Origin of the sequence: Phocaeicola faecicola (genome assembly GCF_013618865.1) — a bacterium.
GTDB classification, from domain to species: Bacteria; Bacteroidota; Bacteroidia; order Bacteroidales; family Bacteroidaceae; genus Phocaeicola; species Phocaeicola faecicola.
Genome location: NZ_JABSOE010000006.1, coordinates 17710 through 43246, shown reverse-complemented (window position 1 = coordinate 43246; position 25537 = coordinate 17710). Strand labels below are relative to the sequence as shown.

Sequence of the window (25537 nt, the reverse complement as noted above, 5' to 3'; positions counted from 1 at the left end):
GCTCCTTTCTTTTATGCCGTGATGCAGGAAGCAACTCATAATGGAATGTTCCGAAACGCACCGTTATGCGTGACGGAAAAGGCCGCGACGAAAAACAAAGACCTCGCGGCCTTTTCAAAAAACACCGCGAGGTCTCTCCTCTTCCATAACGATGGGTTGACCGTTTTCTGCTTAAAGAAAACTCCTCCCTTCAGGATGTATGGAAATATCGCCAGCCGGAACTTCCGGCCATCGGCTTAGCACTTAATCTTCAAAATCTTGGCACCGTATCCCGGCAAATCCAAAGCCACCGGATGCTCCCAGGTAAACGACAGCGTCTCTGCCTTACCGGTCATCAGGTCCTTGGCCTTGCACTTCTCCTGAGGAGCCATCTCGAAATACTCAAACGCATGCTGCGGCAGATTCAACGAGATATGAGCCTCAGCCGCATCGAAGTTGACGACTACCAGCAGCACTTCCTTCTTCGATTTCCGCAGGAAAGCATACTGACGGTGAGCATTCATCGCCCAGTTGTCCGTATTCACATACATCAGGTCGAAGAACTGTCCCTCGGCCAGCGCCTTTTCCCTGCGGCACAGATTGAGCACATGCAGGTAATATGCCCTCAGTTCACACTCCTCCGGAGTCAGCAGACCCGTATTGAAATGTCCGTCATTGTCCCAGCGGCGGAGCGAATCAACCGTCCAGTAGTCGAAGATAGTGGTACGGCCATCCTGTCCGCTGAATCCTTCACAGTCCATGCCCCTTTCACCCAGTTCCTGTCCGAAGTATACCATCATCGGATTGGTATTCATGCAGGCAGAAACCACCAGTGCCGGAAGCGCCTTCCGTGCATCGCCGGCGAAGAAATCAGAAGCGATACGCTGTTCGTCATGATTCTCCAGGAAGCTAAGCATGTGTCCCTGAATGTCGTTCACCGCCTGCCAGCACCCCGTAATGGCAGTGGCCGAAGTATAGCCGCAGACCACTCCACGCAAGGTATCGTACAGGCCTACCTTGTCGTACAGGTAGTCGAACTTACCGTTGAAAATGTAATTCCGGTATTCGGCCGGATTGTAGACCTCCGCAATGAAAATCAGTTCCGGGAACTTCTCCTTCACCTGTGGGATGGCCCATCCCCAGAACTCACAAGGCACCATTTCCGCCATGTCGCAACGGAAACCGTCAATGCCCTTCGATGCCCAGAACAGGAGGATGTCACGCATCTTCTTCCACGTATCCGGAACCGGTGAGAAATGGCATCCCGTATTGCCCACATAGTCCACTCCATAATTCAGTTTCACCGTTTCGTACCAGTCGTTCACATTCGGATACGCATCAAAACGGTTGTTGCCCGTTGCCCGGGCCGGGTTTTCCACATAAGCCCCCTGTTCGGCATCCCACAAATCGACACCGCCGGCCAGCTGCGTACCCGGAATGTAATAAAAATTATTTTCCGGACGGAAAGCCACGCTCTTGTCGTCCGACGCTCCCAGGTCCTCTACCCCTTCAGGAGCCGCTATCGAGTGATACTCACGGGCCACGTGATTCGGAACAAAGTCAATGATCACCTCCAGTTTGTTACGGTGCGACCGCTTCACCAGGTCCTCAAACTCCTTCATGCGGTGAGCCACATCCGTAGCCAGATCCGGATCCACATCGTAATAATCACGGATGGCATAAGGCGAACCGGCCTTTCCCTTTACCACTGCCGGATGATTCTTCGGAATCCCGTAGGCCGTATAATCCGTCTGTGTGGCATGAGCAATAATCCCCGTATACCAAATATGCGTTGCACCGAGCTGTCTGATTTCCTTCAATGCCCGGTCAGTGAAATCATTCATCTTTCCACAACCGTTCTGTGCCAGTGTACCCCCATTCACGTTGTTCCATGTACGGTTGCCGAACAACCGGGTAAACACCTGATAAATGACCATTTTTTTACTTGAATCCATAGTCTTATTCTCCTTTATCTGATATAATTCATTTTATCTCTCCATCCAATGCCGCTATCTGTCCTTCCATTCCTCGATGGCCTTCAGCGCGGCGAAATAGCCCAGTCCGAAAATATCCTCCGCCTTGTCCAGCTCGTAATTCTGGAAAGCATCCAGTCCATCGGGAGCAATCACCTTGTCGGCCAGTGCCAGGTCGGTCATCGAATTGGCCTGCGACATGAAATGATAGGCACGCATGGCAATGCCGGGCAGGTTCATGTGATAACTGTCGGTATTCAACTTGCACACATTCAGTGCCAGCACCCGCTCGCAGCAGTCGCGTATCGGCGTCACCGGCAGGTTCATGAATACCCCTCCGTCCACATAGTGCACTCCGTCGATCTCCACCGGAGTAAAAAGGACAGGCAGACAGCAGGAAGCCGCTATCCGGTGCGTGATTTCCCCTTCGGTAAAATGCACCACCCTTCCATGATCGAAGTCAGTCGCCGTAATCACCACCGGCACCGGAAGGTCCTCCATGCGCTTCGCCTTCAGGTTGTCCTCCAGGAAATCGATGAAATAATCCATCTGCATCAGGCTCTCCGTACTGGGACGCACCTTGGCAAGGTCGGTAAACGAGCGTTCCGAGAACAGCTGCATGATTTCGAAAGGCTCCTTGCCGTCGGCCACAAAGGCACACACAATCGCCCCCGCACTCGTACCCGAGAGAATCTCCGGACGGATATTGTGCTCAAACAACGCCTGCAGCATCCCCAGATGCGCCATTCCCTTGATAAAGCCCCCGCTCAAGGCAAAGCCGGTATGATATTTCTTCTGTTCCATTATTGTCAAGTTTATTTAAAGACAGGCAAATATACGATTTTTACGCATGTCTCTCCTTCAAATCGGGCAGGAAATAAGCCGCCAGTCCCAGCAACGGCGTAAACGCCACTACCTGATACACATATTCAATGCCGTAGGTATCGGCAAAATTACCCAGTACGGCACTCGCTATACCGGCTACCCCAAAGGCAAAGCCGAAGAAAAGTCCGGAAATCAGTCCGATTTTATAAGGCAGCAGTTCCTGCGCATACACCAGAATGGCCGGAAAAGCCGAAGAAAGTACAAAACCGATAAGGAAGCTCAGCACCACCGTAGGCAGCAGTCCCACATAAGGCATGAGCAAGGTAAACGGAGCCACCCCGAGGATAGCCCCCCAGATGACATATTTCCGGCCGATGCGGTCGCCGATCGGTCCCCCAAGCAGGGTACCGGCAGCCGTGGCAAACAGGAACACAAACAGGTAAATCTGCGAATCCTGAACCGACACCCCGAACTTATGAATGAGGTAGAACGTATAGTAACTGCTCAGACTGGCCATATAGATGTACTTAGAGAAAATCAGTACCACGATCACGCCGATGGCCATCAGCGTCTTCCGCAGGGAATAAGGCCGTTGGTGCGGCTGCGCCTCACTCCGTTTGCGACGCTCGTCCCATTCCTTCAGGCGGACCGAATACCAGCGGCAGATAGGCATCATCAGCACAATCCCCAGTACCGCCAGGATGGCAATCAGCGAGGCATTCTGCCGTCCGTAAGGCGCAATGACCCAGGCAGTAAGCAACGGACCGAACGAGCTCCCCAGGTTTCCACCCACCTGAAACAGCGACTGTGCCAGACCACGCTTGCCTCCCGAAGCCAGGGAAGTGAGCCGCGAAGCCTCCGGATGGAAAATGGAAGAACCGATACCGATACAGGCCACCGAAACCAGCAACAGCCAGAAATGATGTACCCACGCCAGCATCAGCAGTCCGGCAAAGATAAATGCCATTCCTACGGGCAGGGTCCACGGTTTCTGATGGCGGTCCATCACCAGTCCCACCACCGGCTGGAACACCGAAGCGGCAATCTGATACACCATCGTAATCAGTCCCACCTGAGCAAAGCTCAGTGCCAGTTCTTCCTTGACCACAGGATATACCGCCATGATCACCGACTGCAGGGTGTCATTCGTACAATGCGCCAAACTTAGCGCAAATAAAATACCGAGAGCAATACTCCCGGTATTCTTATCTGTTTGTGTTACATTCATCGTTTCAACAAAGAGACTTTCAGATTCAGTTTAAAATAATAGACTCCGTTTTCCCGCTCCAGGTAACCGTATTTGTCTTTTTCGGTAGAACCCTTTTCCAACCGGGAATTATAGAAGAGGAAGTCGGCAAAAGTCTGACGGAACGCCCGCTGATAGCAAAGCACCTCACCGGCTCCGGTCACCAGCAAAAAGCCCCCGATGGCCGAATCCGTTCCGTTGTACATCTTAGCCGGACGCATTCCGTTGGCCAGAGCCAGCAGGAACTCCTTGATCTTATATTCATAGAATCCGTGCTTGTTGATAAGCTCATCCTTAATCTTCAACGGATTGCTCTTCTTGATTTCCTCTGTCAGATCGGAAACACGGGTAATTCCGTCGAGCCACATCAGACGCGTCATTTCAGCCAGCAGACGCCCCATGTGCAGGTCGATCATCGAAAGGTTGCTGCGGAAAATCTTGTCGGCCACGTCATTGTATTTCAACGCTCCTCCCAGACGCTCGATCATCAGCATACGTCCGATGACATCGTCCTCCTCGCCATACGCATTGATCTTGCTGACAGTAGGCGTGGCAAAACGGACACCGGTCTGCTCAAACTTGAAGTTCGCAGCCCGTCCTCCGTCCATAAGAGGCAACATCATTCCCAGGCGCGAGCGTACACAAAAGCCGGTGAGCGGAGCATCCACCGAATAAAACGCCACACTGAAATCCGTGCGGTCGTCGGTCTTGGCCTCAAGGTCGAAAATAGCCACCTCATCAAGGAACTCCTCCACTCCGTCGGGCGAAGTCACCTCGTCCTCCCGGCTATTGCGGATTGCCTCCAGCACCAGGTCGGCCACCGTTCCGAAATCTTCATGCGGGATACGCTTGTCCATATTCTCTCCGACAATATGGATTTCCTCCTTCTCAATGATATAACGACGGGTACCGTCGTGTTCTTCACGCTGCACCATTGCAACCGGCAGGCTGACCGCCTCGTTCGCCGTCACTTCCGGTGTTCCGGCAGCTACCTTTCCGTCTGCCAGCAGGCGAAAGAACGCATACAGTTCGCCCCATTCTCTCTTACTTGCTTCAAATGCCATATCTCTAAATTCTGTTTTCGGGGGCAAAGGTACACAAAAGAAATGTTAATAGGAAGCATTAACAAAGAAGCAAATCTTAAAGCATGTTATAAAACAGATTTTTCTTCCTTTTTAATTTGCAGAATCAGGGAAAGTCCGTATCTTTGCAATGTGTTTTTCATAGTATTAGATTTAAGGTTAACAAAGGTTGGAGTACAGCGGTACTCCTTTTTTTATGCCCGTACGGAAGCATTTCCCCTGTCGCAGTGCAACTAAATCCGCTTTTTCTTGCCGCATCCCTCCGCATTTTTGGGCTTCCCGCCTCGTTTTTCAAGAAAATGATGCTAAATTTGTCAAAAACTAACCATTCACCTTATTGTTTGAACCGTTATGCTGCTGAACGAAAATCCGATTAAGCCCAAATTCAATCCCCTGCCGCGGTTTATCCGCCATGAAAAACTGTACCGCACCATCCACAGGCAACTGATGAGCCGGTGTTTTCAGAGTTTTGTACTGTTTTTCATCGTAGGATGTATCTGTGCCGTAATCTTCAGTTCGTTCTCGTATTCAAAGCCTTACCGCACCGAACTGTTCAAATTCAACTACGTGGCCTCGTTCGTGTTCACCATCGAATATATACTGCGTATCATTGCCGCACCGGTACAGTATCCGCAAAAGGGAGAATGGATGTCACGGCTTACCTATCTTTTTTCGTTCTACGGAATCATCGACTGTGTAGCCATCCTGCCGTTTGTAGTCATTTATTTTTATCAGGAAAGTCCGCACGTACACCTCATCGTACTGGCCTATATCCTGATTATCTTCAAACTGATACGCTACTCCCGTTCTTTCCAGATGATAGGCAGCGTACTGAAAGTGGTACGCAGTGAACTTGTCACGGCTTATACGGCCTGCGGCATCATGCTCTGTTTTTCGGGGATTCTGATGTATTACATCGAATGCAACGCCCAGCCGAAGGCATTTGCGAATATCGGTGACGGATTCTGGTGGGCGATAGTGGCCTTTACGACGGTGGGATACGGAGACATTTATCCGATTACTCCGCTGGGACGCATCCTGAGCAGCGTCATCAGTCTGATAGGCATTGCCATGATTGCCATTCCTACCGGTATCATCAGTTCCGCCTTCATGAACATGATTCTGGAAAAGAAACAGAAGGAGGAGATGGCACTCAAGGAAAAGAAGAAAGAGGAAGAAAACGCACAATAACTAATTATACTCAATCATTATCTTTATTTATGGAACAGGAAATTCAACTCAATGAACACAACAAGCAGGAATATCCGCCCATGCATACCTGCGAACACATCGTCAACCGTACCATGGTCAATTTGTTCGGCTGCGGCAGGGCGGTATCGGCTCATATCGAACGCAAGAAAAGCAAGCTCGACTTTGCCCTTCCCTCGGCTCCTTCCGAACAGGAAATCCAGGAGATAGAGGCAAAGGTGAACGAAGTGATCTCGCAGCACCTGGACATCACGACCGAATTCATCACCCAGCAGGAAGCGGTGAACCGTTTCGACCTCAAGCGCCTGCCGGAAAATGCATCGGAGACCGTACGCATTGTGAAAGTAGGAGATTATGACGAATGTCTGTGCATAGGGGCACACGTACAGAATACTGCCGAAATCGGTACGTTCAAAATCATCAGCCACGACTATAAGGAAGGAATTTTCCGGATGCGTTTCAAGTTGATTCAAGGGTGAGTAAGAAAGTCCGTTTCCAAGGATTACATCCGGAACGGACAAGGGTAAATCAAGAACTGGAAAAATTAAGTGTATGGCAAAAGGAAAAGGCAAGAAGGCTCCTAAGGGAAAGGGCTCAACGGGTTCACTGAAAGGATTCATACTGCTGGTGCTCCTCATCGGGGTGGCACTGTGGGCTTATGAGCACAGACAGCAGGCCAGCGGATTGCTGCAGGGAAAGGAGTTGCAGCAGGAATGGGCAGGCAAGCTGGAGGAAGTCAAGACAGAGGTGACCGAAACCGGTCGTCAGCTATCGGGCAAGGTGGGAGAAGCCCTCAAAGAAAAGACGTCGACTGCCACCGTACAGAGCGGTACTGCCGGAAGCATCAACCGGCTGGAAATTCCTGTCCTTACCCGCAAGCGGGAGGAAATCAGACTGGAAAGGCTGGGGTATTCACTTTCGTACAATCCGCATTATAAGACACCCAACTGGGTGGCGTGGGAACTGACCCGCAAGGAGGTACAGGGTAAAGAGGAACGGAAAGACAAGTTTGTACCCGATCCCGACCTGCCGGAACCCCGGGTGGTGCATGCCGACTATACGGGCTCGGGATACGACCGCGGACACATGGCTCCTGCCGCCGATATGAAGTGGAGCAAGCAGGCCATGCAGGAATCGTTCTACATGAGCAATATCTGCCCGCAAAATCAGAAACTGAACCGTGACGACTGGGGCGACCTGGAGGAGATTTGCCGGAAATGGGCCAAGAAGTACGGAACGGTACACATTGCCTGCGGACCGATATACGACCAGAAGAGTCCGAAGCGTATCGGGAAAAACCGGGTGGCGGTGCCCGACCGGTTTTATAAGGTGGTACTGATCTACAACCGGAAAAATCCGATTGCAATGGGATTTCTGTTCGACAACAAGGCACATCACCAGGCCATTTCGAAATACATGGTCAGTGTAGACTCGGTAGAATCGGTTACGGGCATGGATTTCTTTTCCAGATTGCCGGATGAGGTGGAGAACCGGATCGAGGCGCTGGTTCCGTCTATGCCTTCGTATTAAACCGACAACTGCACATTTTATATCACAACAGACCGCAGGCAGACAGTGGCAAGGGAGTGACTCCTTTTCTACTGTCTGCCTGCGGTCTGTTTGTATTTGTCAGGATTCCTTAAGGCACCCAACGGATGCATACCGGACGTGACATGGCGATGCGTTTTCCGGTATCTTCCAGCAATCCTGTCTGTGCGTTACGCAGATATACCTCAATCTCATTGGCATCACGGCAGGCAACCAGCAGGTATTTCCCGTTGGGAGTGAGTATGAAATTCCGCGGATGGAGACCGGTAGACTGATAACCGACCTTCGTCAACTGTCCGTCGTTTTTACTGACCTTGAATATGGCGAGTCCGTCCCCCTTCAGGCGGTTGGATGCATACAGGAAGTTGCCGTCGGGCGACAGATGAATATCGGCACTGCCTTTTGCTCCCAGGCTGTCGGCCTGAATCCGCTGTACGGGCTGCAAAGTATTTCCGTCGTACGACAGTACGATTACTTCTCCCGAAAGTTCGGTAATTACATAGGCAAATTTTCCCTCAGCATCGAAACAGGCATGGCGCGGACCCGAAGCTGCCGGCAAGTGGATGTCAAAGGCGGAAGCCTCATCCAGATAGCCTTCATTACCGGATGTCTGAGCCGTATTGATGGGGAAAGCATGAATGCAGTCGGTTCCCAGGTCATTCGCCAACAGCAGTTTACCGTCGGGAGTAAACCAGATGTGATGCAGATGAGGTTGTTCCTGCCGGCTTTCATCCGGACCTTTTCCTGTGAAAGGAATGAGATGTCCTTCGCCCAGGCGACCGGAAGATTCCAACGGAAAGACCGTAATGCTTCCTCCCATATAGTTGGCAGTGACTACGAAACGTTTATCGGGGCTGACCGCAATGTGACAGGGAGCTCCTCCCCGGGTAAGACAGGTATTCAGAAAGGTCAGTCTGGCAGAATCCGCATCCAGTGCCAGAGCATTGGCTGTAGCTGTCTGACTGGTTTCATCTTCTCCGACTGCGTAGACTTTTTTTCCATCCGGAAAAACGGTCAGAAAAGAAGGATTCGAGATGCCTTTCAACCCGCCCAGGTAATTCGACTCCCCGGTTTCCTGATTAAAACGATAGATTTTTATACCTTCTTCAGCAGACGAAGCATAGCTGCCCACCAGCATGGTCAGCGTATCGCTTCCGGCACCGGAAGACACCGGCTTTTCATTCCCGGACTTACAGGCAATCAGCATGAGACTGCTCATTCCCAAAACGGCCAATAAATTTTTCTTCATGTTTTTTACGTCGGGACCCCTCCGGCCCCATCATTTACAAGTTAACAAATAGATAGTATAAATACATTTAAAGCAAAGAACCCTGTAAAATGATTTGACAAGATTCCTTGCTTTAGAATATAACGAAAGCCGCACCCGAGGCGTGACGAAACTCCGAAAGACATGTTTTGAGTGCTCTCCCCCTTTGTAATCCACCGGCATAAATGCTACCCGAAGGCGTGGCCCGCCATTGGAAGATGAAGCTGTTCTCGGTATTTCTAATAAATTTGATAAGTTTCCCGATTCTGCAAGTGCGGCTCCATTTTTGTATTACAAATATACTACTTTTATAGTATACTGCAAAATATTTAGGACGTTTATTTCCCCCCTGCCCCACAAAAAAAGGACATCCCGCAGGACGTCCTTTTTATATGACTCAAATGTTTATTTCAACAATTAAGCAGCTTTAGCTTTAGCAACTACAGCCTTGAAAGCTTCCGGATGATTCATTGCTAAATCAGCCAATACCTTACGGTTGATTTCGATACCAGCTTTGTGCAGAGCACCCATCAACTTAGAGTAAGACATACCTTCCAGACGAGCTGCAGCGTTGATACGCTGGATCCACAATGCACGGAAGTTACGTTTTTTGTTCTTACGGTCGCGGTATGCATAAGTCAAACCTTTTTCCCATGTGTTTTTAGCAACGGTCCAAACGTTCTTTCTTGCACCAAAATAACCTCTGGTTAAACCTAAAATTTTCTTTCTTCTTGCTCTAGAAGCAACGTGATTTACTGATCTTGGCATAGTTTTAATTCTTTTTTGAATGATAGCGCCGATATTTCTCAACCGGACTTGAGGCTAATACATTCGGTTAATAATTTAAATGATACGTTTACGCTTTTGTAAGATTACTTCATGCAAAGAAGTTCCTTAACCTGACCCAAGTTGGCATTGTCTACCAAACCAGCGTGTACAAGGTTTCTTTTCTGCTTTTTAGTTTTCTTAGTCAGAATGTGACTGTGAAAAGCGTGCTTTCTCTTGATTTTACCTGTTCCGGTAAGAGTGAATCTTTTTTTAGCACCGGAGTTAGTCTTGATCTTTGGCATCTTGTTTAATTTTTAATTATTATTATTCACGGGTGGCAACGCACTATACCGGCGCGTTACGCACATCTTCTCATTCTTGGGTTTCTTCGGCTTTTTTCTGCACCTTAGGCGCTGCTGCAGCTGCAGGTTTCTTCGGAGCTGCTCCAGTCTTCTTCGGAGAAAGCGAGATAGTCATTCGCTTACCTTCGAGCAAAGGCATCTGCTCTACCTTCGCATATTCTTCCAGGTCGTTGGCAAAACGGAGCAGCAGCACTTCACCCTGCTCTTTGAAAAGGATGGAACGTCCTTTGAAGAATACATAAGCCTTCACTTTATCACCATCCTGCAGGAAGCCGATGGCATGTTTCAGCTTGAAGTTATAATCGTGCTCGTCGGTCTGAGGTCCGAAACGGATTTCTTTCACATTGACCTTCACCTGCTTCGCCTTCTGTTCCTTTGCACGCTTCTTCAACTGATAAAGGAACTTAGAATAATCTATAATTCTACAAACTGGAGGAACAGCATTAGGTGAAATCTCGACCAAATCAGCTCCATGTTCTTCAGCCATTTTCAATGCCTGACTAATTGGATAAACTGCTGATTCAATATCATCTCCTACAATGCGGACTTCTTTGGCGCGAATCTGTTCATTGATCCGGTGTTGCCCTTTTAAACTGTCATTCTTCATTAAATATTTCTATTCCTTTGTTTGTTTTTGATTTATAAATTTTCCTGTTTCGTTTATCAGTTTGCAGAAATAAATTGCCTTATTTCCGCAAACGGTTGCAAAGTTACCATTTATTTATCATATTATGAACTTCTTCTGCAATATTTTTTGCAAATTCTTCGATTTTCATGGTTCCTTTGTCGCCTTCACCCTGCTTGCGGACAGCAACTTCGCCGTTTTCGGCTTCTTTTTCGCCCACAATCAGCATGTAAGGAATACGTTTCATTTCGTTGTCACGAATCTTACGGCCGATCTTTTCGTTACGTTCGTCGACAATGGCACGGATATCGCTCTTTGCCAGTTCCAGACGAACCTGGTTGGCGTAGTCATTGAATTTTTCAGAGATAGGCAGGATAGCCACCTGATCCGGAGTCAGCCACAACGGGAACTTACCGGCAGTGTGTTCAATCAATACGGCAACGAAACGTTCCATTGAACCGAACGGAGCACGGTGAATCATAACCGGACGGTGTTTCTGGTTGTCAGAACCCATGTATTCCAACTGGAAGCGTTCCGGCAAGTTGTAGTCAACCTGGATGGTACCCAGCTGCCAGCGACGGCCGATAGCATCCTTCACCATGAAGTCGAGTTTCGGACCGTAGAATGCAGCTTCACCATATTCTACCTTAGCCGGCAGACCTTTTTCCTGGCAAGCCTCGATGATAGCCTGTTCAGCCTTTTCCCAGTTTTCATCACTACCGATGTACTTGTCGCGGTTCACTTTGTCGCGCAAAGAAATCTGTGCTTCAAAGTTAGCCAGTCCCATAGAACTGAACACGATAGAGATGATATCCATTACACGCAGGAACTCATCCTTCACCTGGTCAGGACGGCAGAAGATATGCGCATCATCCTGAGTAAAGCTACGTACACGAGTCAGTCCGTGCAACTCACCACTCTGTTCGTAACGGCATACCGTACCGAATTCAGCCAGACGCAAAGGCAGGTCACGGTATGAACGCGGTGAGTTCTTGTAAATCATACAGTGATGAGGACAGTTCATCGGTTTCAAGAAGTATTCCTCACCTTCTTCCGGAGTATGGATAGGCTGGAAAGCATCCTTACCGTATTTAGCATAGTGACCGGAAGTCACATACAACAGCTTGTTACCGATAGGAGGACACATTACTTCCTGATAATCGTAACGGGCCTGAATGCGGCGCAGGAAATCCTGCAGGCGGATACGCAAGGCAGTACCCTTCGGCAACCACATCGGCAATCCCTTACCTACTGTATCAGAAAACATGAAGAGGTCCATTTCCTTACCGATCTTACGGTGGTCACGTTTCTTGGCCTCTTCCAATAAAGTAAGGTATTCATCCAACATTTTCTTCTTAGGGAAGGTAATACCGTAGATACGTGTCATCTGCTTGCGGTCTTCCTGTCCTCTCCAGTATGCTCCGGCTACAGACAACAGCTTGATAGCCTTGATAGGAGCCGTTGAAGCCAAGTGCGGACCACGGCAGAGGTCGGTAAACGCACCCTGAGTATAAGTAGTGATATGTCCGTCTTCCAGTTCAGAAATCAGCTCGCACTTATAAGTCTCGCCTCTCTCACCAAACATCTTCAAGGCATCTTCCTTGGCAATGCTGGTACGGACCAGTGTTTCTTTCTTTGCAGCCAGTTCTGCCATTTTCTTTTCGATAGCAGGCAGGTCACCTTCCTTGATCACTGCATCTCCCGGATCTACATCGTAATAGAATCCGTTCTCGATAGCCGGACCGATACCGAACTGAATGCCCGGGTACAGTTCCTGCAAAGCTTCTGCCAGCAAATGGGCACTTGTATGCCAGAACGCATGCTTTCCTTGTTCATCTTCCCACTTATACAATACGAAATTCGCATCTTCGTTAATCGGTCGAGTCAGATCGATAGTCTCGCCGTTTACCCCACAAGCCAAGACATCCTGTGCCAGACGAGAACTGATGCCTTCTGCAATCTGCAGACCAGTTACTCCTTCGTTGTACTCACGAACGGAGCCATCAGGAAATGTTATCTTAATCATAGTTCTTATGTATTTATCTATTTTGAATTGCAAAAATAAATAAAAGTTTTGGTTATCCGTAATATTTTATTGAAAATGATTCTATCCATAAAGAAACAAAAGAAACAGCCGCTTCATTTTACAAACCTTTTACAGACAGCAACGGACACAAAAAAATCATCCCCGACAGATACAGTCAACAGCCTGCCTAGTCCTCAGGCCCTTACCCTATCTATCCGGAATGATTTTTACGTTCTCCAAAGAATCGGAGAAAAGAAATAATCTATCTATTCTTCCACTCTCTATCCTTAATTAGCCACTTTATGATACGTTACCCGTTCCCAGTAATCATCATCACTGTCTTCCATCACCAATTCGGTTGCGGTCAGACTAATTACTTTCATGCTGCCCCATCCGTCGGCTTCTGTACCTATATACAACCGGTCGCCTTCCAGTCTCCACCCCGAAAAGGAACGTCCCAAGTGCCAGCCATCCTCATAATAGTGAAACTCCAGACTAGACTCACCGATAATGATTCTGCTGGGATCGCAGGTATTGGATGCAGCTACCACGTCCATATCCCATTCTTCATAAGTGCCTCCTACCCCTTCGTGTCCGGTTACGTGTACAGGATCCCAGGTGCCATACAATAAAGTGACATCACCGATTTCCCCTCCTTCATCATCTTTACTACAGGCTCCCAACAAGACAGGCACCATCATGAGCAACAAATAAATCAACTTTTTCATAGCTTCTAATTTTAAACCGTTGACACAAAGGTACTCGTTCAGAAGGAGAATAAAAATTCAGTTTTTCGGGCATGACGGCATAAAAGGCCCGTTCAGTGTATTAAACCAACAAAAAGAGAGATTATCCGAGCATAAAAAAATACAGCCGGGCACATCTCCCTATCAGACATTGCAGCTCATGGCGGCCTCTAGCCCATTTTCCTTTCTCAAAGGCCTTCGGACACAACAAAAAAAGAGTGGCGGTCGCTTCTTTCAGCGCCCCACCACCCTTTACTCAGCTTTCAAAACCGTATGTATCGTTGCAACTTACTTCTCTTCAACCGTCGTAAAGCGCTTGATTACATTATAGGCCGAGAATATACCCAACTCTCCCGCCTTACTCAAATCCTGAATACCCTGACGGTTATTACCCAGGAAGATATTCGTAAGTCCGCGGTTGTAATACGCCTCCGAAAAACGCGGATCCAGCTCGATGGCCTTATTATAATCCACCAAAGCAGCCCGGTAATCCTTCATCACGGCCAGAATATTCGCACGGTTATAATACGCGTAGATAAAATCCGGATTCAGCTCAATCACCTTATCCAGGTCGCGGCGTACCATGGCATAATCCAGAGCCCTTACTGCAGGAGCCGCTTCCTCTCCAGTCTTCATTTCATATCCCGTATCCCGTTTACGGTATTCCAGTTGCTTGTAGTGAATCACCGCACGGCTGAAATAAGCCGGGAAGAACGAAGGATCTTTTACAATCGCACTGTCCAGGTCGCGCAAAGCATTATCAAAATCCTGTACCAGATAGAAATCCATGGCACGGGCATAATAATTCAATGCATTCCCCGGATCATTCACAATCTTTTCCGTATTCTTGTCGATGCTGGCAAAATGATGCTTCACCTGACTTTCAGTCAGCGAGACCTCACTGTTGGTCAGCAACAAACGCTCCGGAAGCACATGACGGTTATTCAGGTCATCGATGTATTTGGAATAATTAATCTGCCGTCTCACCTCGTCCGCACGCTCGTAGTAACTGAGAACGAACATCGGCTGAGGAAGAATCGTCACATTCTTATCCTGTACTCTTCCGCGATAATCCGTCTTGTATCTGGAAGTCTCCTCATCCGTATCGGCCACCACCATCTTACGGTAGTTGTTCATGTTCTTATCCGACTTCTTACGGGTCTTGTCGGCCGATGCCGTCTGCTGACTGCTTTTTCCGTTCTGTGCATCCAGCTGGGCTTTCAGCACCTTGAACTCATCCGCATCAGCCCCCTTCAAATCTCCCAGTTTACGAAGAGCCTGCGCACGGTACTGATACCCCTGAAGGAAATTAGGATATTCCTCCAACACCCGGGAATAATCGGATACTGCCCCACGGCAGTCGCCGGTCTTATCCCGCAGCACACCCCGGTTAAAGGTAGCCATCATGTTATCCGGCTCCATATTCAGCACGAAATCAAAGTCCTCAATCGCCCGGTTATCGTCTCCCACCTGTGCACGAAGCAATCCCCGGTTGTAATGTCCGATGAAATTGTTCTTGTCAATATCCAGTGCAATATCATAATCACTCATCGCCCCGCGCAGGTTATTCTGATGATAACGCGACAAGGCACGGTTGATAAACAGCCCCGCATTCTTCACCGAAAGACGAATCGCCTCCGTCAGGTCGCTCTCTGCATCCGGAAACTTATTACGCTGCAGGAAAAGCATTCCCCGCGAAGCCCAGGTATCGGGATTGTAACGGTCCATTTCGATTGCCCGGTCGGCATCCGTCATGGCCTGAAGAGTATCCTTCTGCTTCAGGGAAACCTCCGTTCGCATCAGATAGGCATCCGTATAACGGGGGGCAATCCGGATCAGCGTATCCAGGTCGGCCTTCGCCTGCACAAAATCCTCCTCCTGCATTCTGCAAAGAGCCAGATTATGCCAGAGACCCACATTCTCAGGATCCAGCGTCAGTGCCTTTTCATAATCCTGTATGGCCCCCTGATAATTCTTCTGGCGGATACGCGAGATTCCTCTGATCTGATACGCATTCGGCACAAACGGATTCCGGTCGATAGCCTCCGAACAGTCCGCCTCGGCTCCCTGATAATCATCCAGATTCATCTTGGCAAGTCCCCTGTAGAAATAAGGCTCCGCCAAATACGGCTTCGCATTGATTACCTGATTAAAATATTGGATAGAAAGAACATAATCCTCAAAATAGAGCGCATTTCTTCCGATAGTCATCACCCGGTCAGTATTGATCTGGGCCACTGACACTACCGGAAGAAAAAAAGCAGCGACAATTATATTCAATAAATTCCGAATCATTTCACAGTCTTCACCTTGTAAGAACAACGGGCTTTGCCCTTCAGCATATTATTCAGTTTTCCCTTTATCATCTGTTTGCGGAGAGCAGAAAGATGATTGATGAACATGGTTCCGTCCAGGTGGTCAAACTCATGCTGCATTACCCGTGCCAGATAGCCTTCTACCCACTCGTCGTGCGGATTCATATCCTCATCCAGGTAAGTTACGTGAATACGGTCGGGACGCTTTACCGTCTCGTGAATTCCCGGCAAGCTCAGACAGCCTTCCTCCATGGAAACCAGTTCACCTTCCGTTTCCAGGATATGAGGGTTGATATACGCTTTACGGAATCCCTTGAACTCAGGCATGTCATCCGAAAGCACATCCAAATTAACCACTACCACACGAATCGGCAATCCGATCTGCGGTGCAGCCAGTCCCACACCGTCGGCACGGTCCATGGTTTCGTGCATGTTAGTAATCAGTTCTTTCAGGTTCGGATAATCCGGAGTAATATCCTGCGCCTCCTGACGGAGCACAGGCTGTCCATATACATAAATAGGTAAAATCATAATTATTCTTTAGAGTTAGAGTTGGTTATTAAATTTTCTAGATTCCATATATGATTGCAGAATAATCGTCGCACTGATTTCATCCACCAATGCCTTATTCTGTCTGTCCTTCTTCTTCAGTCCTCCTGTCAGCATGGCCTGATGCGCCAGTACAGAAGTAAAACGCTCATCCACCAGTTCCACCGGAATATCCGGCAACTGCTTTTTCAGACGGTTCATGAACGGAACAATATTCTTCATATTCTCCGAATCCTCATTATTCATCTGCTTGGGATGTCCGATAATAATACGTTCCACCTTTTCCTGCTGCACGTATTTCATCAGAAAATCCATCAGCTGATGGGTCGGTACGGTGGTCAGTCCGCTGGCAATAATCTGCATCGGATCTGTCACGGCAATTCCCGTCCGCTTTCTTCCATAATCAATTGCTAAAATTCTGCTCATAGTTGACTGCAAAAATACAAATTTATTCCATACGCGTTTCTATATAAAACTTAAAATTCACTCTACAACCATTAAGACAAGGCCGTTTCGGTAAATCTTTTACGCATCCCGTCTTCCTGCCAGTCCTGCCTCAGCCGCATTTCCCTTTCCGGTACCGGCTGTATTCTTCGAGACCAGATGACAAAAAATCCCTTTGTTTCCTCCTCGGGTACATACCAGCACCGCGAGATGGAAACAAAGGGATTTTCCAACCAATCAATCCGTCAGCATCCGAACCGGAAGCACCGAAAACCATTTTCGTCCTCCCCGGCCGGGATACCTTATTATTTATCAATAGACAAGAGCTACATTGTCAACCCACAAAGTATTGCCCGGAGAGCCTACGAAAGCCCCTCCCAGACTGGAAGTAAACTGAAGTACGAGGTGAGTCGGCGTTTCATCCGAATCCGCCCATCCCGTCTCCTGTATCAACTTGCTTTCTCCCTTGCTGTTGCGCGCGTAATATCCCCCTACGCCCAGACTCATCAGACTGGCATTGTAGAAAGATTTATCCGATATATCACCGTAATGAATTTCGTAAGTGGCCTGATTGTTCCATCCTTCCGTACGACTATAGCAGACAACTGCCGTTCCTACGCGCTTGGCGATGATATTTCCATCGGCATCCTCCGTACGCTTCTGCAGCAGACAAGTCATAATCGCACAGTCTTTCCCCGGCACAGTCGATTTCCGGCTGAAGCCGGTAAGACGGATACGGTTGGGCTCGCCCGACATCTTCACCTTATAATCATAGCGTACCGCCTTAGGACGTTTGGTAAAAGGCACTCCCGAATTCAAGGCCTTCTCCCCATCCTTGGTACCTGTAATAGGCTCTTTCATATCTCCCAGGAACATGGAACCGGAAGCCAGCACCGTAATATTCACCAGTCCCAGCACCTTCACGCTTTCAATATGCGTTTCCAGGCGGGCACAGTATCCATTACCTCTCCGTTCCGGATATACACTGGTATTGGTCTTCACAATCCCCATCACCTTGGCCATCACATTAGAATTCGCCCATGGAGAACCACCCTGATTCACATACGCCTCATTGCCCGTAATCTCTTTTGTCGGTCCTACCTCATAAAGCGACTTGGTATGACCACCTATAATACCCGATTCCTGAATTTTCCGTGTTACCCACTGATCCATATCCCCGTATCTAAAAGGGACCACAGTCTCTTGTGCTTTCGCCGTGCACCACAGCAGCAGCAAAGCCAACCCTATCAAAACCTTTACCTTCATAGTTGAATTTTTATAAACCATACCTACAAAGGTATAAAAAAAAGCGACAGCTTCCATGCCATCGCTTTAATTCTATCGATATGTAATAGTTATTCTTACTTATAGACAATTATTTCACGCGGTACAACAACCAAGATTCCTGGAAATCCTTACGGTTAGGATATTTTGCCTTGAATGAATCTCTGGCGCTTGCAGCCTCACTGCGAGTATCAAATGAAGACACTACTACACGATACATGTTTCTTTCTGCATTGTAAACCACCTTTGCATTGTATCCGTCTGCATCCAACCAGTTTTTCAGACCTTCTGCATTGGCCTTTACACCAAAGCTGCCACATACCACGCTATAAGCCTTCAGTCCGTCACCAGACACCAGTTCAACCTTTTCTTCGCGGATAGGAGTCGTATCTACAGTATTTACAGGAGCTACAGGCGCAACCGGAGCTACCGGAGCAATTGTTTCAGCCGGTGCCTCTGTCGATGCAGAAGAAGCTTCAGCCAACTCTTGCTGTTTTGCCTTTTCATAAGCCTTTTTATAAGCACTTTCACTTGATTTACAGGAAGAGAATGCAAATGCCGCAAACAATCCCATTCCTAAAACAACACCCTTTTTCATGTCGCCGAATCTATTTTAAGTTAATTATTATAATTTCCAAACCGAAATTCATTGCAAAAGTAGCAATATAAAAGAATGTAGCTTATTAAAATCTGTTAATATTGAGAAAGAATCAGCGTTTGCCCAAATATTCCTTTACCAAACTCCCCGATTATCCAAATTAATTCGTAAGTTTGTAGATGTAATAACCAAAAACAAGGAAAAACATGAAAGCATTAAACGTTGTAGCTGCCTTCTTAGGAGGACTTGCCCTAGGTGCAGCAGCCGGTGTATTATTCGCTCCGGAAAAAGGAGAAGACACTCGTAACAAGATCGCAGAACTCCTGCGCAAGAGAGGTATCCGTCTGAACCGTGAAGAAATGGACGATCTGGTTGACCAGATTGCCGCAGAAGTTAAAGATGCAGAATAAAATCTCAAGTATGCAGGCAGACTAATGCTTCACAGGCGATAGTCTGCCTTTTTTATCATTCATCAAAAATCCTCTTTATGTTTGCAAACGATAAAAGTATCGACAACTTGGAAGCGCTGTTCAAGGAAGTCAAAAAATACATCAACCTGCAAGGCCAATACCTGAAACTGGAACTGGTAGAAAAACTGACCATCCTGCTGTCAACCCTGATACTCGTATTTGTACTGGGCATGCTGGGCATCATGGCTCTTTTTTATTTTTCTTTCATGCTGGTATACGCCCTGGACTCCTTTACCAATAGCCTGATTGCAAGTTATGCCATCATCGGAGGAGGACTGCTCATCATTGCTTTCATCATTTACAAAATGCGGCAGACACTTATCTTCCAGCCCATGGTCAATTTCCTGGCCAAACTGTTCCTCGACGAAGACAATGAACCTAAAGCTACAGACAAACCATGAATACCCCGCAGACACCCTATACGATCAACGGAATTATCCGCCGCCGTCTTGAGAAGAAAGAAGAAATCAGACAGTCGAAAGAGCGGATGCAGCATATCACCCAGGAATTATTTGCTCCGCAAAAGAGCAAGACCAAAATAGAAGGGCTCATGCAGCACGTCAATACCGGAATTGCCGCATACGACGGAATCATGACCGGCATGAAAATCCTCCACCGGATACGTAAAATATTCAACCGGAAATAAGCGGCATCCTGATACAGAAAGTGTTCCCGCTATCCATGCCTCACTGCCGGTGTTGCCAGACGCACGATTAAAACAAATCAGAAGAATAAGCGCCGATATTACTTATAAAACTTAAAACTACGGAAAAAATCTTGGAATTTTCATGCCAATCTGTTAAATTTGTAAGACATTATCAATTGAGTACAGACAGATTCAATGAAATATACAGATGAAACAGATTCATTCGCTTGACACAATACCCAATGATCAGGATATGCTTGCCGGTATTGACATTACCGGGAACCTGAAAAAACTGTTCAGCACTTCCGTGCAAATGCCCGGTTGTCTGTTCCTGCTTTGTACACGGGGAAGTTGCATGGCTACCATTCATTTGAGCCAATACCAGATACAGAAAGGATGTACGGCCATCGTATTTCCCAACCAGTTTTTCCAGATTACCGAACAGAGCGCCGACTGCCGGTTCATGTTCATTGCCTTCACCGAAAAGCTGGTCCAGTCGCCGAACCTGTTTTCCAAGATAATTGAATACGCCCCTTCCATATTTGAAGATCCGGTAATTTGCCTGGACGAGAAGATTACCCGTATCTTCCACGACTATCTGATGGTAATTATCAGAGCCTCAAAAGACATGAAGCTCATGTTCAATCCCGAACATGTGCAACTCCTGTACACGCAGCTCATCATCGGCCTGGGAGGTACCTATAAACAGGATGAATCCTGCAACCGTAAAGCCTGCTACAACCGCAATCAGGAAATTGTAAAAGACCTGATGCGAATCGTTGTAAAGCATTATCATACGGAGAGAAATATTTCCTTCTATGCCGAAAAAATGCATTTGTCTCCCCAGCACCTCAGTACCACCATCAAAAAGACTACCGGAAAGACACTTACTGACATCATTTCCAGTTTTGTGATACGCGATGCCCAGGGAAAACTCCGCTCTACGGAACTGTCCATCCAGGAAATTGCCTATTCTCTGAACTTTCCGGACATTTCCTTCTTCGGGAAATACTTCAAGCGCTATACAGGAGTATCCCCCAAGAAATACAGAAAAATGGGATAGTGATGCACTATCCCTCAATGATTTCCACATCCGTCACCCCCTTATTGCGTTCACGACGATAGCGCAACAGCCGGATCAGGTCGGTAATACCGTATATAATAGCCGATACTCCCAGGATGATGAACGGTACGTTTGCCGCTTCAAACGGATTGAACAATATCAACAGTCCCGATCCCAGCACCAGCACCGGAATCACATACAGAATGACCGGTACGTGTACCTGATTCCGCACTGCAATCAGACGAATCAGCTGATTCAGTCCGCCCAACACCAGCAAAGCCCCCAGCAAATACATCAGAATGCCTACAAAGAAAGCCGGCATCACCATCAGCCACAATCCCAGCAGGGCACTGCCCAATGCCACTATCGGAAACATCGGCCTTGCCTGAGCCTCCTGCTTTCCGGAAGACATAAAATAACCGAATACCCCCAGCACCCCCGGAAGGAAAAACAAGGCTCCGATGGTAATGACCAGGTAATTGACGGCCACTTCCGGCCATACGACCAATAAAATACCCACCAGCAATGCACAAATGCTGCTTATGGCTGCGTAGTTCAATGTTCTCATAATTCTATCTTGTTTTTATAACGTTATTACAAAAATACATTTTTCGTCGTACAAAACATCCTAAAAAGGAGATTTTTTAAAGCCCCTCTCTCCTTTCATTCTTTTCCTTCCGCTTTCCCCTGAAAAGTCCGTTTCGCTTACACTGCCAGACACTTCATTCAAGGCAATTGTATTATTTTTAAGTAATTTCTATGCAAGAAAAGCAAGTGCCACCAAGCATTTTGTCATTTTCGCCCAGAATCTTTTTCAAACCTAAAGTAGTTTTACTATCTTTGTGACAAATTCAGGCAAAAAGATAAAAGATGTATGATTAAACCAGATTACCCTTCCGTCTTGCTTATTTATACCGGAGGCACTATCGGGATGATGGAAAACCCGGAAACCGGAGCATTGGAAGCTTTCAATTTCGACCAGCTTCAAGAGAATGTTCCCGAACTGAAGCGTTTCAACTATCGAATTTCATCTTACCAGTTCAACCCTCCCATCGACTCCTCGGACATGGAGCCGGCTTTGTGGGCCAAACTGGTGAAAATCATCCATTACAACTACGACAATTTCGATGGATTTGTCATCCTGCACGGAACGGATACGATGGCTTATACGGCATCTGCCCTCAGTTTCATGCTTGAAAACCTGAGCAAGCCGGTGATTCTGACCGGAAGTCAGCTTCCTATCGGTGTATTGCGTACCGACGGCAAGGAAAACCTGATTACCTCCATCGAAATCGCCGCTGCCAAATACCCGGACGGCAGGGCTATTGTTCCGGAAGTATGTATCTTTTTCGAGAACCACCTGCTCCGCGGCAACCGCACCACCAAGATCAATGCCGAGAACTTCAATGCGTTCCGTTCGTACAATTACCCGGCACTGGCTACTGCGGGTATCCACATCAAATACGAATACGACCGTATCCGGAGAGCCGATCCCAATATTCCCATGCATCCGCACTATGTGTTCGACACCAATGTCATGATCATGACTATTTTCCCGGGCATACAGGAGAACATCATCCGTACGATACTCTACACACCGGGACTGAAAGCGGTGGTTCTGAAGACATACGGCTCGGGTAATGCCCCCCAGAAACCCTGGTTCATCCGCCTCCTCAAGGAAGCGACCCAAAGGGGTATCATCATCGTCAATATCTCACAGTGTCAGACCGGTATGGTAGAGATGGCACGTTACGAAACCGGACTTCACCTGCTCGATGCCGGTGTCATCAGCGGATACGACGCCACCGTAGAATGTGTGGTAACCAAACTCATGTTCCTTTTGGGACACAACCTCAGTCCGCAGGAAATCCGGAACGAAATGAATCACGCCATTGCAGGCGAATTCACCCGCCCGGAACTGATGTAACCGTTTTGTAACATTTATTTCATAAAGAAGAAACACAGACATGCGAGATTTGCACACGTAAAATAAATGAAGAATCTTTGATAATATTTACAAAAAGATAAATGCCCTATGAACGATTACCGTATTCTTGTGGTGGACGATGAAGAAGACTTGTGCGAAATTCTCAAGTTTAACCTTGAAACAGAAGGATATCTAGTAGATACTGCCAATTCTGCGGAAGAAGCACTCAAACTGGACCTGACCCGATACAACCTTCTGCTGCTGGATGTGATGATGGGAGAAATCTCCGGTTTCAAGATGGCCCGTATCATGAAAAACAACAAAGATACGGCCAACATTCCTATCATATTCATTACTGCCAAAGATACTGAGAACGATACCATTACCGGATTCAATCTTGGGGCTGACGATTACATTTCCAAACCTTTCTCTCTCAGGGAAGTTGTCATGCGAGTGAAAGCCGTATTGCGCCGCACGGCAAGTCCGGTACAGAGAGAAGAACAACTCATCTACAAGGGACTGGTCATCCACATCCCACAAAAGAAAGTCATGATAGACGGAGAAGAAGCTCCGCTGACCAAAAAAGAATTTGAGATACTGCTCCTTCTGCTGCAGAATCAAGGAAGAGTATTTTCCCGCGAGGACATATTGACGAAGGTCTGGAACGACGAAGCCTTTGTGCTCGACCGTACCATCGACGTAAATATCACCCGTTTAAGAAAAAAAATAGGCAATTACGGCAAGCACATCGTCACCCGTCTGGGATACGGATACTGCTTCGAATGCGAATAACTACAAAACTCTTCCAATGACAAAATTATCCTATAAACTGCTTCCTTTCAGCAAAAGGCTTTTTCTTTCGGTGGTTTCACTTTTCATAGCGTTCGCCATCTGTTTCATTCTGTTCCAGTATCAGCGCGAAAAGGCCTATAAAAGCAATTTGCTCAATACACAGCTGCAGGACTACAATGCACAGCTGTATGATTTCATTATCGAAAACGGCATTCATCAGGACTTGCTGCAGAAATACGTGGCACGTCACATGATTCCCGATCTTCGACTGACCCTCATTGATCCTAAGGGAAAGGTGATTTACGACAATTTCTCAAAAGATTTCGACAAGTTCGGCAATCACTCATCCCGTAAGGAGATTTCCGATGCCCTGATTTATGGAAGCGGATACGCCATCCGCCGACATTCCGAAAGTATCGACGGAGAAGAATATTTCTACTCTGCCCATTACTATCCCATGCACCAGATCATCGTCCGTTCGGCCCTGCCGTACAACCTCAGTCTGAGCGAGCACCTGCAGGCCGACTCCAAATACATCTGGTTTACATTGTTTGTCAGCTTGCTGCTGATAATCATCTTCTACCGTTTCACCCATAAACTGGGAATGTCCATCACCCAGCTTCAGGAATTTACGCTCAGAGCCGACCGGAACGATCCCATCGACCCGAGTATCCTCGATGCGTTCCCCAAGAACGAACTGGGAGAGATTTCGCAACACATCATCAAGATATACAAGAGGCTCCACCGTGCCAAGGAAGCCCTTTACATCGAGCGTGAAAAGTTGATTTCGCACCTGCAGACCTCCCACGAAGGTCTGGGAGTCTTTACCAAGGAGCGAAAGGAAATACTGGTCAACAGCCTGTTCACCCAGTATGCCAACACCATCTCCGACCACAACCTGAGTTCGACGGAAGAGGTGTTCGCTATCCCCGAACTCACCCCGGTGACCAACTTCCTGAACCACAACGAAGGCAATTTCTCGAAAGAAGAAAAGAGATACGCATTCCACATCCACAAGAACGCACGTTCTTTTTCGGTAGAATGCATCATCTTCCAGGACAATTCGTTCGAAATCTCCATCAGTGACATCACGACGGAAGAAGAACAGGCCCGGTTGAAGAGACAGCTGACCCAAAACATCGCCCACGAGTTAAAGACACCGGTGAGCAGCATACAAGGGTATCTGGAAACCCTGCTGAACAACCCCAACATGCCGGCTGAAACCGCACATACCTTCCTGGAGAGAAGTTACGCACAAAGCAACCGTCTGACACTGCTGCTCAGAGACATATCGGTACTGACCCGCATGGACGAGGCCCCCGACCTCATGGTCAAAGAATACGTAGACCTCAGTCAGCTCGTCAAGAACATACTGAACGAAGTAGCGCTTAATATCGAAGAAAAGCAGATTACCGTTCTCAACCGCCTGCCGGAAAACCTGAAGATCAACGGCAACAGTTCGCTGCTCTACTCCATCTTCCGCAACCTGATGGACAATGCGATAGCCTATGCAGGCATCGGCATAACGGTTACCATAGAGTGCTTCCGCGAAGACGAGAACTTCTACTACTTCAGTTTCTCCGACACCGGAGTGGGCGTGGCCGAAGAACACCTGAACCGACTTTTCGAGCGGTTCTACCGGGTAGACAAAGGCCGTTCACGCAAGTTGGGAGGTACCGGCCTGGGACTGGCCATCGTGAAGAATGCGGTACTGTTCCACGGAGGAACCATTTTTGCAAAGAACAATGTACACAAAGGACTGGAGTTTGTCTTTACGCTTCAAAAAATCTGAT

26 protein-coding genes are annotated in these 25537 nt (G+C 47.7%); 10 read left to right on the top strand and 16 right to left on the bottom strand.

Annotated elements, in window-relative coordinates:
- Positions 1–236: 236 nt before the first annotated feature.
- Genes H3001_RS02995 through H3001_RS02980 form a run of 4 tightly spaced genes read right to left on the bottom strand, consistent with a single transcriptional unit; the run spans position 237 to position 5087 of the window.
- The gene (locus H3001_RS02995) at positions 237–1934 is read right to left on the bottom strand and encodes an alpha-amylase family glycosyl hydrolase (RefSeq protein ID WP_181214044.1); all 1698 of its coding nucleotides are present in this window, start codon (positions 1932–1934) and stop codon (positions 237–239) included.
- A gap of 54 nt (positions 1935–1988) precedes the next feature.
- Complete coding sequence (locus H3001_RS02990) at positions 1989–2756, bottom strand: patatin-like phospholipase family protein (protein WP_181214043.1); 768 nt, start codon at positions 2754–2756, stop codon at positions 1989–1991.
- Between the two features lie 40 nt (positions 2757–2796).
- Positions 2797–4005 carry an MFS transporter gene (locus tag H3001_RS02985; protein WP_181214042.1) on the bottom strand — a complete coding sequence of 403 codons (1209 nt, stop codon included), beginning with the start codon at positions 4003–4005 and terminating at the stop codon, positions 2797–2799.
- Positions 4002–5087: an HpaII family restriction endonuclease gene (locus tag H3001_RS02980; RefSeq protein ID WP_181214041.1), complete on the bottom strand. Its 1086-nt coding sequence runs from the start codon at positions 5085–5087 to the stop codon at positions 4002–4004. Before H3001_RS02980 ends, H3001_RS02985 begins: the two co-directional genes overlap by 4 nt.
- A gap of 369 nt (positions 5088–5456) precedes the next feature.
- Here H3001_RS02980 and H3001_RS02975 point away from each other — a divergent pair, with 369 nt between their 5' ends.
- The 3 genes from H3001_RS02975 (at position 5457) to H3001_RS02965 (ending at position 7844) form a co-directional block, all read left to right on the top strand.
- Positions 5457–6296 carry an ion transporter gene (locus tag H3001_RS02975; protein WP_181214040.1) on the top strand — a complete coding sequence of 280 codons (840 nt, stop codon included), beginning with the start codon at positions 5457–5459 and terminating at the stop codon, positions 6294–6296.
- Positions 6297–6325: 29 nt separating this feature from the next.
- Complete coding sequence (locus tag H3001_RS02970; protein WP_178244279.1) at positions 6326–6793, top strand: alanyl-tRNA editing protein; 468 nt, start codon at positions 6326–6328, stop codon at positions 6791–6793.
- 73 nt (positions 6794–6866) lie between these two features.
- Positions 6867–7844, top strand: a complete 978-nt coding sequence (locus tag H3001_RS02965; RefSeq protein WP_178244280.1) for a DNA/RNA non-specific endonuclease — start codon at positions 6867–6869, stop codon at positions 7842–7844.
- 109 nt (positions 7845–7953) lie between these two features.
- Here the strand turns inward: H3001_RS02965 and H3001_RS02960 are convergent, their stop codons facing one another.
- From H3001_RS02960 to H3001_RS02910, 11 genes are all read right to left on the bottom strand, one after another.
- Positions 7954–9111 (bottom strand): lactonase family protein, encoded by a 1158-nt coding sequence (locus H3001_RS02960; RefSeq protein ID WP_181214039.1) that lies wholly within the window; start codon positions 9109–9111, stop codon positions 7954–7956.
- Between the two features lie 435 nt (positions 9112–9546).
- Complete coding sequence (rplT, locus tag H3001_RS02955) at positions 9547–9897, bottom strand: 50S ribosomal protein L20 (RefSeq protein WP_007560377.1); 351 nt, start codon at positions 9895–9897, stop codon at positions 9547–9549.
- Between the two features lie 104 nt (positions 9898–10001).
- Complete coding sequence (rpmI, locus tag H3001_RS02950) at positions 10002–10199, bottom strand: 50S ribosomal protein L35 (RefSeq protein ID WP_178244282.1); 198 nt, start codon at positions 10197–10199, stop codon at positions 10002–10004.
- 70 nt (positions 10200–10269) lie between these two features.
- Positions 10270–10866, bottom strand: a complete 597-nt coding sequence (gene infC, locus H3001_RS02945) for a translation initiation factor IF-3 (RefSeq protein ID WP_181214038.1) — start codon at positions 10864–10866, stop codon at positions 10270–10272.
- Between the two features lie 103 nt (positions 10867–10969).
- Positions 10970–12910: a threonine--tRNA ligase gene (gene thrS, locus H3001_RS02940; RefSeq protein ID WP_181214037.1), complete on the bottom strand. Its 1941-nt coding sequence runs from the start codon at positions 12908–12910 to the stop codon at positions 10970–10972.
- A gap of 287 nt (positions 12911–13197) precedes the next feature.
- A complete protein-coding gene (locus H3001_RS02935; protein WP_181214036.1) occupies positions 13198–13638 on the bottom strand; it encodes a hypothetical protein in 441 nt (146 codons plus the stop codon).
- Positions 13639–13944: 306 nt separating this feature from the next.
- Positions 13945–15951, bottom strand: a complete 2007-nt coding sequence (locus H3001_RS02930) for a tetratricopeptide repeat protein (protein ID WP_181214035.1) — start codon at positions 15949–15951, stop codon at positions 13945–13947.
- A complete protein-coding gene (def, locus tag H3001_RS02925; RefSeq protein WP_181214034.1) occupies positions 15948–16502 on the bottom strand; it encodes a peptide deformylase in 555 nt (184 codons plus the stop codon). Before def ends, H3001_RS02930 begins: the two co-directional genes overlap by 4 nt.
- Before the next feature lie 15 nt (positions 16503–16517).
- Positions 16518–16946 (bottom strand): Holliday junction resolvase RuvX, encoded by a 429-nt coding sequence (ruvX, locus tag H3001_RS02920; protein ID WP_178244288.1) that lies wholly within the window; start codon positions 16944–16946, stop codon positions 16518–16520.
- Positions 16947–17276: 330 nt separating this feature from the next.
- Positions 17277–18230, bottom strand: coding sequence for a PCMD domain-containing protein (locus H3001_RS02915; RefSeq protein ID WP_181214033.1), 954 nt, complete (start codon positions 18228–18230; stop codon positions 17277–17279).
- 109 nt (positions 18231–18339) lie between these two features.
- Positions 18340–18846: an SPOR domain-containing protein gene (locus H3001_RS02910; protein WP_178244290.1), complete on the bottom strand. Its 507-nt coding sequence runs from the start codon at positions 18844–18846 to the stop codon at positions 18340–18342.
- Between the two features lie 206 nt (positions 18847–19052).
- Between H3001_RS02910 and H3001_RS02905 the strand changes: the two genes are divergently transcribed.
- The 4 genes from H3001_RS02905 (at position 19053) to H3001_RS02890 (ending at position 21025) form a co-directional block, all read left to right on the top strand.
- Positions 19053–19256 (top strand): YtxH domain-containing protein, encoded by a 204-nt coding sequence (locus H3001_RS02905; protein ID WP_178244291.1) that lies wholly within the window; start codon positions 19053–19055, stop codon positions 19254–19256.
- A 77-nt stretch (positions 19257–19333) separates the two neighbouring features.
- Entirely contained in the window at positions 19334–19717 is a 384-nt protein-coding gene (locus H3001_RS02900) for a phage holin family protein (protein ID WP_178244292.1), read from the top strand.
- Positions 19714–19962, top strand: coding sequence for a hypothetical protein (locus H3001_RS02895; RefSeq protein WP_178244293.1), 249 nt, complete (start codon positions 19714–19716; stop codon positions 19960–19962). Before H3001_RS02900 ends, H3001_RS02895 begins: the two co-directional genes overlap by 4 nt.
- Before the next feature lie 208 nt (positions 19963–20170).
- Entirely contained in the window at positions 20171–21025 is an 855-nt protein-coding gene (locus H3001_RS02890) for a helix-turn-helix domain-containing protein (protein ID WP_181214032.1), read from the top strand.
- 7 nt (positions 21026–21032) lie between these two features.
- Here the strand turns inward: H3001_RS02890 and H3001_RS02885 are convergent, their stop codons facing one another.
- The gene (locus H3001_RS02885; RefSeq protein WP_181214031.1) at positions 21033–21593 is read right to left on the bottom strand and encodes an HdeD family acid-resistance protein; all 561 of its coding nucleotides are present in this window, start codon (positions 21591–21593) and stop codon (positions 21033–21035) included.
- A 306-nt stretch (positions 21594–21899) separates the two neighbouring features.
- On the opposite strand from H3001_RS02885, the gene H3001_RS02880 reads away from it, so the two are divergent.
- The 3 genes from H3001_RS02880 to H3001_RS02870 all read left to right on the top strand — a co-directional run bounded on the left by H3001_RS02880 (position 21900) and on the right by H3001_RS02870 (position 25536).
- A complete protein-coding gene (locus H3001_RS02880) occupies positions 21900–22952 on the top strand; it encodes an asparaginase (protein ID WP_178244296.1) in 1053 nt (350 codons plus the stop codon).
- Between the two features lie 108 nt (positions 22953–23060).
- On the top strand, positions 23061–23744 hold the full coding sequence (locus H3001_RS02875; RefSeq protein WP_178244297.1) for a response regulator transcription factor: 684 nt from the start codon (positions 23061–23063) through the stop codon (positions 23742–23744).
- Between the two features lie 16 nt (positions 23745–23760).
- On the top strand, positions 23761–25536 hold the full coding sequence (locus tag H3001_RS02870) for a sensor histidine kinase (RefSeq protein WP_181214030.1): 1776 nt from the start codon (positions 23761–23763) through the stop codon (positions 25534–25536).
- The last annotated feature ends 1 nt before the right edge of the window (position 25537 follow it).

Excerpts from the sequence above, each read along its gene's own strand:
- H3001_RS02995 (WP_181214044.1), bottom strand. The coding sequence starts at position 1,934 with ATGGATTCAAGTAAAAAAATGGTCATTTATCAGGTGTTTACCCGGTTG.
- H3001_RS02990 (WP_181214043.1), bottom strand. The coding sequence starts at position 2,756 with ATGGAACAGAAGAAATATCATACCGGCTTTGCCTTGAGCGGGGGCTTT.
- H3001_RS02985 (WP_181214042.1), bottom strand. The coding sequence starts at position 4,005 with ATGAATGTAACACAAACAGATAAGAATACCGGGAGTATTGCTCTCGGT.
- H3001_RS02980 (WP_181214041.1), bottom strand. The coding sequence starts at position 5,087 with ATGGCATTTGAAGCAAGTAAGAGAGAATGGGGCGAACTGTATGCGTTC.
- H3001_RS02975 (WP_181214040.1), top strand. The coding sequence starts at position 5,457 with ATGCTGCTGAACGAAAATCCGATTAAGCCCAAATTCAATCCCCTGCCG.
- H3001_RS02970 (WP_178244279.1), top strand. The coding sequence starts at position 6,326 with ATGGAACAGGAAATTCAACTCAATGAACACAACAAGCAGGAATATCCG.
- H3001_RS02965 (WP_178244280.1), top strand. The coding sequence starts at position 6,867 with ATGGCAAAAGGAAAAGGCAAGAAGGCTCCTAAGGGAAAGGGCTCAACG.
- H3001_RS02960 (WP_181214039.1), bottom strand. The coding sequence starts at position 9,111 with ATGAAGAAAAATTTATTGGCCGTTTTGGGAATGAGCAGTCTCATGCTG.
- rplT (WP_007560377.1), bottom strand. The coding sequence starts at position 9,897 with ATGCCAAGATCAGTAAATCACGTTGCTTCTAGAGCAAGAAGAAAGAAA.
- rpmI (WP_178244282.1), bottom strand. The coding sequence starts at position 10,199 with ATGCCAAAGATCAAGACTAACTCCGGTGCTAAAAAAAGATTCACTCTT.
- infC (WP_181214038.1), bottom strand. The coding sequence starts at position 10,866 with ATGAAGAATGACAGTTTAAAAGGGCAACACCGGATCAATGAACAGATT.
- thrS (WP_181214037.1), bottom strand. The coding sequence starts at position 12,910 with ATGATTAAGATAACATTTCCTGATGGCTCCGTTCGTGAGTACAACGAA.
- H3001_RS02935 (WP_181214036.1), bottom strand. The coding sequence starts at position 13,638 with ATGAAAAAGTTGATTTATTTGTTGCTCATGATGGTGCCTGTCTTGTTG.
- H3001_RS02930 (WP_181214035.1), bottom strand. The coding sequence starts at position 15,951 with ATGATTCGGAATTTATTGAATATAATTGTCGCTGCTTTTTTTCTTCCG.
- def (WP_181214034.1), bottom strand. The coding sequence starts at position 16,502 with ATGATTTTACCTATTTATGTATATGGACAGCCTGTGCTCCGTCAGGAG.
- ruvX (WP_178244288.1), bottom strand. The coding sequence starts at position 16,946 with ATGAGCAGAATTTTAGCAATTGATTATGGAAGAAAGCGGACGGGAATT.
- H3001_RS02915 (WP_181214033.1), bottom strand. The coding sequence starts at position 18,230 with ATGAAGGTAAAGGTTTTGATAGGGTTGGCTTTGCTGCTGCTGTGGTGC.
- H3001_RS02910 (WP_178244290.1), bottom strand. The coding sequence starts at position 18,846 with ATGAAAAAGGGTGTTGTTTTAGGAATGGGATTGTTTGCGGCATTTGCA.
- H3001_RS02905 (WP_178244291.1), top strand. The coding sequence starts at position 19,053 with ATGAAAGCATTAAACGTTGTAGCTGCCTTCTTAGGAGGACTTGCCCTA.
- H3001_RS02900 (WP_178244292.1), top strand. The coding sequence starts at position 19,334 with ATGTTTGCAAACGATAAAAGTATCGACAACTTGGAAGCGCTGTTCAAG.
- H3001_RS02895 (WP_178244293.1), top strand. The coding sequence starts at position 19,714 with ATGAATACCCCGCAGACACCCTATACGATCAACGGAATTATCCGCCGC.
- H3001_RS02890 (WP_181214032.1), top strand. The coding sequence starts at position 20,171 with ATGAAACAGATTCATTCGCTTGACACAATACCCAATGATCAGGATATG.
- H3001_RS02885 (WP_181214031.1), bottom strand. The coding sequence starts at position 21,593 with ATGAGAACATTGAACTACGCAGCCATAAGCAGCATTTGTGCATTGCTG.
- H3001_RS02880 (WP_178244296.1), top strand. The coding sequence starts at position 21,900 with ATGATTAAACCAGATTACCCTTCCGTCTTGCTTATTTATACCGGAGGC.
- H3001_RS02875 (WP_178244297.1), top strand. The coding sequence starts at position 23,061 with ATGAACGATTACCGTATTCTTGTGGTGGACGATGAAGAAGACTTGTGC.
- H3001_RS02870 (WP_181214030.1), top strand. The coding sequence starts at position 23,761 with ATGACAAAATTATCCTATAAACTGCTTCCTTTCAGCAAAAGGCTTTTT.